The organism is Mycobacterium gordonae (genome assembly GCF_001417955.2).
In the GTDB taxonomy this organism is placed as follows: Bacteria; Actinomycetota; Actinomycetes; order Mycobacteriales; family Mycobacteriaceae; genus Mycobacterium; species Mycobacterium gordonae_B.
Genome location: NZ_LKTM01000036.1, coordinates 1 through 12031 on the forward strand (window position 1 = coordinate 1; position 12031 = coordinate 12031).

Here is a 12031-nt window from a genome sequence, read left to right on the forward strand (position 1 = left end):
CCGCCGGTCGAAGCGCGCCAAGCGCCGCCGGCTCCGCACCATCGCCCTCGGCCTGGTCACACTGCTGCTGCTGGCGACCGCGGGCGTGCTGGGCGGCATGCTGTGGTTCGACTCCGCCGTGCACCGCCAGTCGGTGCTCGCCGACTACGCAGACCGTCCCGCTCCCGGTCGCGGGACCAACTGGTTGCTCGTCGGATCGGACAGCCGCCAGGACCTGACCCCCGAGCAGCAGGACCAGCTGGCCACCGGGGGCGACGTCGGCACCGGCCGTACCGACACGATGATGCTGGTGCACGTGCCGGGGATCGGGTCCAACGCACGGACCACGCTGGTGTCGATACCCCGCGACTCCTACGTGCCGATCCCGGGGCATGGCCGCGACAAGATCAACGCCGCCTTCTCGATGGGCGGTGCGCCATTGCTGGCGCAGACCGTCGAGCAGGCCACCGGCCTGCGCCTGGACCACTACGCCGAGGTCGGGTTCGGCGGCTTCGCCGGTCTCGTCGACGCGCTGGGCGGGGTGACGGTCTGCCCTACCGAGCCGATGCGCGATCCCCTGGCGGGCCTGGACCTGCACGCCGGGTGCCAGCAGCTGGACGGGCGCAGCGCATTGGGTTACGTCAGGACTCGGGCCACCCCGCGGGCGGATCTGGACCGCATGATCAATCAACGGCAGTTCATGTCGGCGCTGCTGCACCGGGCCGGCAGCCCGGCGGTGTGGCTCAACCCGTGGCGTTGGTACTCGGTCCCACGCGCGGCGGCCGGTGCGCTGACCGTCGACCGCGGAGACCACGCCTGGGACCTGGCCCGGCTCGGCTGGGCGTTGCACGGCGCCACCACCCCGATGACGGTGCCGATCGGGGAGTTCACCGACACCGGCGTGGGCTCGGTGGTGGTGTGGAATCACGACGCCGCAAGCGCCCTGTTCGAGGCGCTGGCCGCAGACGCGCCGGTGCCGCCCGGCGCGCTGCAGGACCAGCCGTAACGAGCCGGGACCGCGCCTGTCAACCGCTGCTCTCGCTCGCCTTCCGCTTCTCCAGCCACGCCTTGGTGCGGCCCGGGTGATTGGTGGCGATCCACGCCACCCCCACCTCGCGGCAGAAGTCGATGTCGTCGTACTCATCGACGGTCCAGCAGTAGACCGACCTGCCCTGCGCGGCCGAACGGTCCACCAGTTGCGGGTAATCCCGCAGGGCGGCCAGCGACGGCCCCACCGCGGTGGCCCCCACGGCGGTGGCGGCGCTGCTGGTCAGGTAGCGGCCCGTTTTGCCCAGTAACACCGTGGGCAACATCGGCGCCGCCCGGCGAACGCGCCACACCGCCGCGGCCGAGAACGACATCACCACCGCGCGCGATCGGTCGGCAGACGGCGGTGCGGCGATGCCGAAGCGGTGCAACAGCGCCAGCAGCTTGCTTTCCACCAGTGAGCCGTACCTGACCGGATGCTTGGTCTCGACGAAGATCTTCACCGGCCGGTGCCAGTCCAGCACCATCGCCACGAGCGCGTCGAGTGTCAACAGGCCGGTGTCACCGTGCGCGCCGTCCGACCGCCAGCTGTCATGCCACACGCCGTATTCCAGTTCGCGCAGCTCGGCCAGCGTCGTGGTGCTGACCAGCCCCTCGCCGGTCGAGGTGCGGTCCAGCCGGCGGTCATGGACGCACACCAAGTGACCGTCGCGGGACAGGCGGACATCGCATTCCACGCCGTCGGCGCCCTCTTTCAGAGCCAGGTCATAGGCGGCCAGGGTGTGCTCGGGACGAGACGACGACGCACCCCGGTGGGCAACCACGAAAGGGTGCCCGGCGAGGACCTCATCCGCCCGCGTCATACGCCTATGCTGCCGGTTCCTGTCCCTCCGGCTCAACCGGAGCAGGTGCTGACGACGGCGCGGCTGACGACGGGGCGGGTTGATCGGCCGGCACGACAAGCCACCGGTGCGCGGGCCGCTCCACGGGCTTGCGCTCGAATCCCTCGAAGACGCGGGCGACCCCGGTGATGGTGACCGCGGCAACCAGGTATGCGAACACCACCATCACGGTGTTGTTGGCGATGCCCTGCGCGTCGCTGGACAAGCTGGTCGCGATGGCGAACAGAGACACCAGGTAGCTGACGACCCACGCGAGCCACCACAGGTAGATCGGCCTGCGCACCCGCTCGTAGTGATCTTCGACGAGGGCCAGTTCGATCACGTAGACGGGCGCCATCACGAGGTTGGCGAAGGGCAGCAGGCAGCCGGCCCATAACCGTCGGGCCGACCGATGTTCGGGCAGACCGTGGTAGCTGAATGCGGCGGCACGCCGGGCGATCAACCACTTCACAAGTACCACGAAGCACCACAGCAGGGCCGCCATCGCCGCCACACTGGCGGCGATTCCCAGCCAGTCCGCGGCGAGCGCGACCAGCGAATTCAGCAGCGAGTTGCGGTTGTAGATCAGCAGCCCGTAGCGGACCGCGTACACCAGTGCGGCGCCCGCGAGCACCAACTGGGTCGCGAACATCAGCACGCGCACGATCTCGGGGCTCGGCCCGGCCTTCACGGCGGCCTCCGGCGGCGTGGCCGCAGCCGGACTTACGTGGTCCACCAGGCCCCAGCGGGGAATCGCGGCGTACCGCGGGGTCGGCCCCAGCGGGCGTCGTGTCCGCCGGATCGGCGGCGCGGCCCCGGGACGCACCGCTATCCACCGGAAACCCGGCGGTAGGCGGGGTGGGGTGCGCTGTGCGGGCACCGGCTGCGGACCGGCCTGAGCGCTCCACCGGGGATCGCCCGGGGGCGTCTCGGCCAGCGGCGCCATCAGCGCGCCTCGGCAGCGGGGGCACCAGGTGCGCTGGCGTTCGCGCACATTCCACCGCGTGCCGCACTGGGAGCACACCTGAATCACCGGACCAGCCTAATAGGTGACGGTCGACATCCCACGGAGCGGCGGCCGCATAGCACAGGCACTGGGGTGGTCAACAGGCGCCACGCGACAACTAGGCGTGACGTAGGACACAGCTAAATGGAGCTATCCACAATTTCCACAGGTTTATCCACAATTGGGATGGGTGGTGGAGACAGCCTCTATCGGCCAGATTTCGCTGCAACTGTGGATAACACCGCGGTAACGGGACGTGTCAATCGACAGCCTGACGGTGCCTCGAGCGAATGGATCGCCGAACTGACTCGCAGGAATACCCGGTCACTCGAGCCGCAAAACGTTCGATTTACGCACCATGATGTTGGCGCCGCCGCAGCCCGCCCACCACCGCAAAGGCGCGCCGCCGTCCGGTTTTCCAAGCTGAGTTTCTAGGGTTATGATCGCGGACGCGGAGCTTCATTGTGACTCACCTCACTCGACTCTTTGGCGGCGAGGTGGACGTGCAGTTTGGAAGGCATTTGATGGCCACTCATTCGTTCGGTCCGGGTTCGACGCCGTCGAACTCGTACTCGGGGTCCCCCGCCTGGAACCAGGCCTATGTCGTCGCCGCGCTGCGTGCCGGTCTGATCGCTCTGGCGCTGCTGGCGGTGCTCGCCCTGATCGCGTTGTCCTGATCCCAGCTTGATTCGCGCCGGCACGGGGTACTCGGGGCGGGTGTTGCGGGGGGTCGTCCTTGCGGCACGCGCGGTCATGGAGCAGGGTTGAACATGCCAGGTTGCCGCGTGGCGGGACCCCGCGAATGACACGTCAGACGATCCGCTCATCGAAGGAAGGAAAGCCGTGGCTGAATACACCCTGCCCGACTTGGACTGGGACTACGCAGCACTAGAGCCGCACATCTCTGGTCAGATCAACGAGATCCACCACAGCAAGCACCACGCCACCTACGTCAAAGGCGTCAACGACGCCGTCGCGAAGCTCGAAGAGGCACGCGCCAAGGGCGACCACTCGGCCATCTTCTTGAACGAGAAGAACCTGGCTTTCCACCTGGGCGGACACGTCAACCACTCCATCTGGTGGAAGAACCTCTCGCCGGACGGCGGCGACAAGCCGACTGGCGACCTGGCCGCCGCGATCGACGACCAGTTCGGCTCGTTCGACAAGTTCCAGGCTCAGTTCAGTGCGGCTGCCAACGGCCTGCAGGGTTCCGGCTGGGCCGTATTGGGCTACGACACCCTGGGCGGCAGGCTGTTGACGTTCCAGCTCTACGACCAGCAGGCCAATGTCCCGCTCGGCGTCATTCCGCTGTTGCAGGTCGACATGTGGGAGCACGCTTTCTACCTGCAGTACAAGAACGTCAAGGCGGACTACGTCAAGGCGTTCTGGAACGTGGTCAACTGGGCGGACGTGCAGTCCCGCTACGAAGCCGCCACTTCGAAGACCTCGGGGTTGATCTTCCCCTGACCGTCCGTCTCGAGGACTGGGGCGTCGCGCGACATCGCGCGGCGCCCTTGTCTTTTGGCGTCATACGTCCGGGCGGCAGGTTGCTGATCCGTAACATGGCCATCCGTCGGCCGTGTCGAGTTGCACGGGGCCAAAACCCCGCGCATGCTTGATCATTCGAGCTAACATTTGTTCGAGCTACCAGCGTGGTTACTTCGGATGAAGGCGTCACGGAGGGCAAAGATGGATGCTGGGTCTGGCCGGCCTATAGGGGTGTCTCCCTTTCATGCTCGCGGTGCCCTGAAAGGGTTTGTGATCTCCGGGCGTTGGCCCGATTCCACCAAGGAATGGGCGCAGCTGCTGATGGTCGCCGTCCGGGTGGCGTCACTGCCCGGATTGCTTTCCACCACAACGGTGTTCGGCGCCCGCGAAGAACTGCCGGACGAGCCCGAGCCCGGGACCGTCGGTCTCGTCCTCGCCGAGGGCACAGTGTTCGGCGAAACGGCCATTCAGCCAGGGTATTTCGCCGACCACCAGCCTCCCGCACTGCTGATGCTGCACCCGCCCTCGGAGACGACACCGTCCCTGCCGGAGTGCACCGGCGCCGCCTCGGGCTGCGTGCTGCTGCCCGGCTTGCCGTACCTGGGACTGGAACACCGGGCCGCATGGGTGGAAGCCGAGGCCGACGGCACCATCACCTCGATGGTGAGCCGCGTCGGCGTGGACCCGATCAGCCATCCGGATACCGCGATTCTGGCGATGCTGCTCGCCGCCTAGGGCCGGTGCGCGTCGGGTATCCGGGGGTCGCCACCCTGCTGCGGGACCACTTCTGAGCGCCGCCTCTGCGTGTTCACGGTGACGGCGCCGGTGGCCGCGGCGCAAACTCTCAAACCAGCCGCGCGGCCGGCTCGCCCGGACGTCGGACGCGCCGCCTCGACACCGCAGACCACCCGAGCCGTGCCTGGCGTGCGACTCGGGCGGCGGGCGGTTCGGCAGCCCCCGCCCAACCGCTCATCCTGGCCACGTGCCGCGACGACGGTGCGTCGGCGTAGGGTGCACAGGCACCGAGCAGCAAAGTGACCAGCGGTCGCTTTTCCGCCGGCCGCTCGTTGCCCAGAGCCCTCCGTCCGCGGCTCGCGAAAGGCGCCGGCGATGGCCGTCAGCGGCGCCGACGGCCACTCAGGGCACCGCCCGGAACCGTGTATTCTGCGGATAACCTGTGAAATCCGGTCAATTCGTGGACACTCGGTCAATTCGTTCTAATGCTCATCGGGGGTGCCGAGCCCGGTCGCCCCACATGTAGGAACCGGCTACGATCAGGTTTGCACTTGGTGGCGGACAAGATCAGTCGCTACCATGATCAGCAAATACCTATTGATACCGTTTGCTCTTATAGCCCCGGTGGAGGTCATATCGATGAGCACGACGTTCGCTGCCCGCCTGAACCGCCTGTTTGACACGGTTTATCCACCGGGTAGGGGCCCGCACACCTCGGCGGAGGTGATCGCCGCGCTCAAGGCGGAGGGCGTCACGATGTCGGCTCCCTATTTGTCGCAGCTACGTTCCGGCAACCGCACGAACCCGTCGTCAGCAACCATGGCCGCCCTCGCCAACTTCTTCCGGATCAAGTCCTCGTACTTCACCGACGACGAGTATTACGAGAAGCTCGACAAGGAGTTGCAGTTCTACGCGACCGTGCGCGACGACGGCGTGCGCCGTATCGCCGCGAAGGCACACGGACTGTCCCCGGAAGCCCAGCAGAAGGTGCTGGACCGGATCGACGATTTGCGCCGCGCCGAAGGCCTCGACGCCTGAGACCGGTTGGCCGGTGGGTCCAGACCTGACCTGGCGACCTGGACTCGGCCTGCTCGGATTAGGGTTGGCCCAGCGCTCGCACACGCATCGCGTCACATCACGAGATACCGGGAGGGCGGCCGGGAATGGGCCTGTTCCGCAAGCGAAAGAGCCGTGCGACCCGTCGCGCCGAAGCCCGCGCGATCAAGGCCCGCGCGAAGCTGGAGGCCCGCCTGTCGGCGAAGAACGAGCGGCGGCGCATCAAGTCTGCTCAGAAGGCGGCCGACAAGGCGCTCGCCGCCCAGCTCAAGGCGCAGAAGGACAGCGATCGGGTGGCGCTGAAGGTTGCCGAGACCGAGCTCAAAGCGGCACGCGAAGGCCGGCTCCTTTCGCCGACCCGAATCCGCCGGACCCTGACGGTGTCCCGCCTGCTGGCACCGGTGCTGGCGCCACTGATCTACCGGGCTGCCATCGCCGCCCGCGGGATGATCGACCAGCGCCGGGCCGATCAACTCGGCATCCCGCTGGCTCAGATCGGCCAGTTCTCCGGGCACGGCGCGCGGTTGTCGGCCCGGGTCGCCGGGGCCGAGCAGTCGCTGCGGGCGGTGCAAGAGAAGAAGCCTAAGGATCCGGAAACCAAGCAGTTCGTCGCGGCCATCAGTGAGCGTCTCGCCGACCTGTCCGCCGCGATCACCGCCGCGGAGAACATGCCGACCCAACGGCGGCGGGCCGCGCACGCCGCCATCTCGACGCAGCTCGACGGGATCGAAGGCGACCTGCTGGCCCGCCTCGGCCTGTGACGATGGTGAATCGGATGCTGCCGGTGGCGTCGCTGTGGGCGGGCATGGCGATCATCGCCGTCCTGACCGCAGGCACGGCCTCAGCGGACGCCGGTGCGGGCCGTGATCCGGACGGCGAGCTACCCGCCTGGCCCTTCGCGGTGGGAGCCATCGCCGCGGTCGCGGTCGTCGCGTTCTGGTCCGTACGGCGCAGGCCGTAGCCCCCGCGTGTCCTGGCATGATGGGACCCGAGCCTCGAGCGACCTACTAGCAACGAACCAAGCTGCAAAGGAGCGGCCGCATGGCAGACCCGCAGGATCGACCCGAAAGCGAGCCTCAATCCGGCCCGCCGGCCAAGAAGGCCCCCGCCAAGAAGGCCACGGCCGCTAAAGCGCCGGCCAAGAAGGCACCGGCCAAGAAGGCCGCCACCGGAGGTGGGCCGGCCAAAGTGCCGGCCAAGAAAGCGCCCGCGAAGAAGGCACCGGCCAAGAAGGTCCCCGCCAAGGAGGCACAGCCGGCCCCGAAGTTGGTGGAGCAGCCCGCCGAGGCGCCCGCCGACCTGCAGCAGCGCGCAGAAACGAACGGACAACTCGCCGCCGCCAAAGATGCTGCCGCACAAGCGAAGTCGACCGTGGAAAAGGCGGAGAATGCACTGCCGCTGGAGCCCTCCGAGTCGTCGCCGCTGCAATCCCCCGGCCCGTGGTTGGTCGCGATCACACTGAGCCTGCTGGCCATGCTGTTGGTCCGGCAACTGCGCCGCCGCTGATCGATGACGGTGGCCTTCCGCCCGACGGCTGACCTCGTCGATGACATCGGACCCGACGTCCGCAGCTGCGATGTGCAATTCCGGCAGTTCGGCGCCCGCACGGAATTCGCCGGACCGATCAGCACCGTCCGCTGCTTTCAGGACAACGCTCTGCTGAAGTCGATACTGTCGGAGCCCGGTGACGGCGGGGTCCTGGTGATCGACGGCGGCGGCTCACTTCACACCGCACTGGTCGGCGATCTGATCGCCGAACTGGCCCGCTCCAACGGCTGGGCCGGCCTGATCGTCAACGGCGCGGTACGCGACGCCGCCGCCCTGCGCGGCATCGACATCGGCATCAAGGCCCTGGGCACCAACCCCCGCAAGAGCACCAAGACCGGCGCCGGGGATCGTGACGTCGAAATCGCTTTGGGCGGTGTGATATTCGTGCCGGGCGAAGTAGCCTACAGCGACGACGACGGCGTTGTCGTCGTCGCTGCAGGAGATTGAACCGCGCTCAGACCGTCACCGGTGCGGGCTTTTTGGCAAACCGCAGACCTTCGTCGGCGATCTTGCCCCGCCGGATCAGGTGGATGTCACGCAGATAGTTCTGGTTCAGCCGCCATGGCGTACGCGAGCCCTGCTTCGGCAACTCATCCAGCGAGCGCAGCACGTAACCCGGAGTGAACTCCATGAAAGGACGGTCCTCGACGTCGGGGGCCGGCTCGTCGACCACCACGGTGTCATAACCCTTGTCGTCCATGTAATTGATCAGGCGGCAAGCGAATTCAGAAACCAGGTCCGCCTTGAGCGTCCACGACGCGTTGGTGTAGCCGACGGTGTAGACCATGTTCGGGATGCCGGAGAGCATCATGCCCTTGTAGGCCATCGTCTTGGTCAGATCCAGTGGCTCGCCGTCGATGCTGGTGGTCGCGCCGCCAAACAGTTGCAGGTTCAAACCCGTTGCGGTGACGATGATGTCGGCCTGCAACTCGGTGCCGGAGTTGAGCCGCAGTCCGGTAGCAGTGAACCGCTCGATGGTGTCGGTCACCACGTCGGCCTTGCCATGCCGGATGGCGCGGAACAGGTCGCCGTTGGGCACCAGACACAACCGCTGGTCCCACGGGCTGTAGTGCGGCCCGAAATGCTTTCGCACGTCGTAACCTTCGGGCAATTGGCGCTGGGCGAGGCCCATCAAGGTCTTTCGCATCCGCCGGGGCCACTTCTTGCAGGCACCGTAGACGGCCGCCTGCCGCACCACGTTCTTCCACCGGATCGCGGTGTAGGCCGCTTTCTCCGGCAGGTAGCGGTTGAGCTTGTCGGCGATGCCGTCCGCCTCCGGCTGCGACACGATGTAGGTCGGCGAGCGCTGCAGCATTGTGACGTGCTTGGCACCCGAATTGGCAAGTGCCGGAACCAGAGTCACGGCCGTCGCGCCACTGCCGATCACCACGATGTTCTTGTCCTGGTAGTCGAGGTCCTCGGGCCAGTGCTGGGGGTGGATGATCGGACCGGTGAAGTCCTCGGCGCCGGTGAAGGTGGGCGCGTAACCCTTTTCGTAGTTGTAGTAGCCGCTGCACAGGAACAGGAACGAGCAGGTGAGTTCGCTTCGCGTGCCATTGCTGTCGATCTGCAGGGTCCACCGGTTGTCGGCGGTGGACCAGTCAGCGGCGATCACCCGCTGCTGGAAGCGGATGTGCTTGTCGATGCCGTACATGGCAGCGGTGCTCTTGACGTAGTCCAGGATCGGCTTGCCGTCGGCGATGGCCTGGCGTTCGGTCCAGGGCCGGAAGCGGAAACCCAGCGTGTACATGTCCGAGTCGGAACGGATGCCCGGGTAGCGGAACAGGTCCCAGGTGCCGCCCATGTCCGCCCGCTTCTCCAGGATGGCGAAGCTCTTCGTCGGGCACCGGTCCTGCAGATGCCAGGCCGCGCTGACCCCCGAGATGCCTGCGCCCACGATGACGACGTCAAGGTGCTCAGTCATGTCGGCCACGCTATCAACGCGGTGTCGAGTCGGTCAACGAGATGTCGACCGATTGCATGGAAACCGCAAGAGAGCTGCGAATATGCTCTTCCAAGCGGAGGGGCAGGGTTATATTCCGCAGCGTCATGCCAGGGGGGTCCGTCACGTGTCATTCGTTGTTGCACTGCCAGAGGTGTTGCGGTCGTCCGCCGAGCGCCTGGCGATTCTGGGGTCGACCCTGGCGGAGGCCAATCTCGCCGCGGCCGGCGGCACGACGCAGCTCATGGCAGCCGCCGAAGATGACGTCTCGGCGGCGATCGCGGAGCTGTTCTCCGCGCACGGCCAGAGCTATCAAGAACTCAGCAATCAGGTATCGGCGTTGCACAGCCGCTTCGTGCAGACCCTCACCAGTGGCGCGGCGGCCTACTCGGCGGCGGAGGCGGTGAACGTGGCGGCAGCCGGCAATCCCCTACAGCAGCTGCTGACCGCGGTTAACACCCAGGTACAGACCTTTACCGGGCGACCGTTGACGGGAAACGGCGGCAACGGCGCTCCCGGCAGCGGCGCGAACGGCGCACCGGGCGGTTGGCTGTGGGGAAACGGTGGTGCGGGCGGCTCCGGCGCCTCCGGTGTCAGCGGTCAGGCAGGTGGCGCCGGAGGAGCGGCCGGACTGTTCGGCAACGGCGGAGCCGGCGGAGCCGGCGGTGAGTCCACCGGCACCGGGGGCGGTGGGGCAGGCGGTGCCGGTGGAGCCGGCGGGTGGCTGTTTGGCACCGGCGGCGCCGGCGGAATCGGTGGAACTGCGGGAGGTGCGTCGGCGTCGGCCGCAGGAGCCGGTGGTAACGGCGGCGCGGGCGGGTTGTTCGGCAGCGGGGGCAGCGGCGGCATCGGCGGATCCGCGCGCAACGCTGCGGTCAATGGCGGTGCTGGCGGCGCCGGCGGGGCATCCGGGTTGTTGGGCGGTCACGGCGGAACCGGCGGCAACGGAGGGTACGGCGCCAGTGGCGGCACCGGCGGGACCGGCGGGGCGGCCGGCATGTTCGGGATGGCCGGGGACGGTGGCGGTGGCGGCCTCGGGGCGAGCGGCACCGGTGGCACGGGCGGCCTGGGCGGCGCCGGCGGACTCTTCCACGCGGGCGGCAGCGGTGGTGACGGCGGCGCGGGCACCCTCGGCGGGGCCGGCGGCGCCGGCGGGACTGGCGGCCTACTCAGCGCCGGCGGCGTCGGCGGGGCAGGCGGCAGCGGCACCGCGACAGGTGGCACGGGGGGCGCCGGCGGCAACGGCGGCCTGATGACCTGGGGCGGCAGCGGTGGCACCGGCGGCTTCGGTAACGACGCCGGGGGCGCCGGCGGCGACGGCGGGGCCGCTGGGCTCTTCGGCATCACCGGGGGTGCCGGCGGCAACGGCGGCGCGGCCGGGGCGAACGGCAGCGGTGGCGCCGGCGGGAACGGCGGCAGTGGCACGTGGTTCGGCTCCGGCGGCTCCGGAGGCACGGGCGGGTCCTCGCAGGCCGCGAACCCCCTCAACCCGCGATCGGGCGCCGGCGGCCACGGCGGCAACGGCGGCATCGTCTCCGGCGCGGGCGGAGCCGGCGGCGCGGGCGGTGCCAATCCCGTCGGCCCCGGCGGTGCCGGCGGCAACGGCGGTAGCGGGGGCCTATTCGGCGGTGTGGGCGGCGCCGGCGGCATCGGCGGCTTCGGCCAAGTCGGCGGCAGCGGCGGTCACGGCGGTGCCTCCGGGTCCTTCGGCGATGCCGGCAGCGGCGGCGCCGGGGGCCAGGGCATCACGGTCGGCGGCGACGGTGGCGACGGTGGCGCAGCCGGGCTGATCGGTGCCGGCGGCCTCGCCGGTAATCCCGGCACCGGCGCCACCGACGGCCTGATCGGCAAAGCAGGTTCCGGCGGCCCGCTGCAGGGCGTGTTCGACACCATCAACGGGCCGGTCCAGCAGCTGACCGGTCGCCCGCTGATCGGCAACGGCATCAGCGGCGCCGCGGGGTCCGGCAGCGATGGCACCCCGGGCGGGTGGCTGTCCGGCAACGGCGGTGCCGGCGGGACCGGCGGGACCGCCCTCGACATCGCGACCGGTGTCGGCGGCGCCGGCGGAGGCGGCGGTGCGGCCGGGAGCCTCGGCTTCCACGGCGGCAGAGGCGGCAACGGCGGCCTCGGCTTCGTGGGCGGGAATGGTGGAGTGGGCGGCACGGCCGGTGCGGTCGGTGCCGCCGGTGACGGCGGAACCGGTTCCTACGGTTGGAGCCAAGGGGGCCGTGGCGGTACCGGCGGCGCTGGCGGTTTGTTCACTCCGGCTGGCGCCGGCGGCGACGGCGGATTCGGCGTCGACGTCGGTGGTAACGGCGGCACCGGAGGCGCCGGCACACTGTTTGACGAGGGCGGATCCGGTGGCAGCGGCGGCGGTGGTGCTCAAGGCGGCGCGGGCGGGGCGGGCGG

At 69.0% G+C, this 12031-nt stretch carries 13 protein-coding genes; 10 read left to right on the forward strand and 3 right to left on the reverse strand.

Annotated features, from left to right (window positions below):
* Positions 1–40 precede the first annotated feature (40 nt).
* A complete protein-coding gene (locus tag AO501_RS06400) occupies positions 41–985 on the forward strand; it encodes an LCP family protein (RefSeq protein WP_082658427.1) in 945 nt (314 codons plus the stop codon).
* Positions 986–1004: 19 nt separating this feature from the next.
* Here the strand turns inward: AO501_RS06400 and AO501_RS06405 are convergent, their stop codons facing one another.
* Both AO501_RS06405 and AO501_RS06410 read right to left on the reverse strand, forming a co-directional pair.
* On the reverse strand, positions 1005–1829 hold the full coding sequence (locus AO501_RS06405) for a glycerophosphodiester phosphodiesterase (RefSeq protein WP_055576930.1): 825 nt from the start codon (positions 1827–1829) through the stop codon (positions 1005–1007).
* Positions 1830–1833: 4 nt separating this feature from the next.
* Positions 1834–2880 (reverse strand): DUF4328 domain-containing protein, encoded by a 1047-nt coding sequence (locus tag AO501_RS06410; protein ID WP_055576931.1) that lies wholly within the window; start codon positions 2878–2880, stop codon positions 1834–1836.
* A 497-nt stretch (positions 2881–3377) separates the two neighbouring features.
* Between AO501_RS06410 and AO501_RS37770 the strand changes: the two genes are divergently transcribed.
* The 8 genes from AO501_RS37770 to rraA all read left to right on the forward strand — a co-directional run bounded on the left by AO501_RS37770 (position 3378) and on the right by rraA (position 8127).
* Positions 3378–3530, forward strand: a complete 153-nt coding sequence (locus tag AO501_RS37770) for a hypothetical protein (protein WP_162951590.1) — start codon at positions 3378–3380, stop codon at positions 3528–3530.
* Between the two features lie 166 nt (positions 3531–3696).
* Entirely contained in the window at positions 3697–4320 is a 624-nt protein-coding gene (locus AO501_RS06415) for a superoxide dismutase (RefSeq protein WP_055576932.1), read from the forward strand.
* A 222-nt stretch (positions 4321–4542) separates the two neighbouring features.
* A complete protein-coding gene (locus AO501_RS06420; protein ID WP_055576933.1) occupies positions 4543–5076 on the forward strand; it encodes a hypothetical protein in 534 nt (177 codons plus the stop codon).
* 639 nt (positions 5077–5715) lie between these two features.
* Positions 5716–6114, forward strand: a complete 399-nt coding sequence (locus AO501_RS06425; RefSeq protein ID WP_055576938.1) for a hypothetical protein — start codon at positions 5716–5718, stop codon at positions 6112–6114.
* 125 nt (positions 6115–6239) lie between these two features.
* Complete coding sequence (locus AO501_RS06430; protein WP_055576934.1) at positions 6240–6893, forward strand: DUF6474 family protein; 654 nt, start codon at positions 6240–6242, stop codon at positions 6891–6893.
* Positions 6890–7093, forward strand: coding sequence for a hypothetical protein (locus AO501_RS06435; protein ID WP_156452351.1), 204 nt, complete (start codon positions 6890–6892; stop codon positions 7091–7093). Before AO501_RS06430 ends, AO501_RS06435 begins: the two co-directional genes overlap by 4 nt.
* Positions 7094–7173: 80 nt before the next feature.
* The gene (locus AO501_RS06440) at positions 7174–7638 is read left to right on the forward strand and encodes a hypothetical protein (protein ID WP_055576936.1); all 465 of its coding nucleotides are present in this window, start codon (positions 7174–7176) and stop codon (positions 7636–7638) included.
* A 3-nt stretch (positions 7639–7641) separates the two neighbouring features.
* Entirely contained in the window at positions 7642–8127 is a 486-nt protein-coding gene (gene rraA, locus AO501_RS06445; RefSeq protein ID WP_055576937.1) for a ribonuclease E activity regulator RraA, read from the forward strand.
* A gap of 7 nt (positions 8128–8134) precedes the next feature.
* Here rraA and AO501_RS06450 read toward each other — a convergent pair whose 3' ends face one another.
* On the reverse strand, positions 8135–9604 hold the full coding sequence (locus AO501_RS06450; RefSeq protein WP_055576939.1) for a flavin-containing monooxygenase: 1470 nt from the start codon (positions 9602–9604) through the stop codon (positions 8135–8137).
* Between the two features lie 145 nt (positions 9605–9749).
* On the opposite strand from AO501_RS06450, the gene AO501_RS40055 reads away from it, so the two are divergent.
* A partial coding sequence (locus AO501_RS40055) for a PE family protein (protein WP_055576940.1) occupies positions 9750–12031 on the forward strand: 2282 nt, incomplete at its 3' end.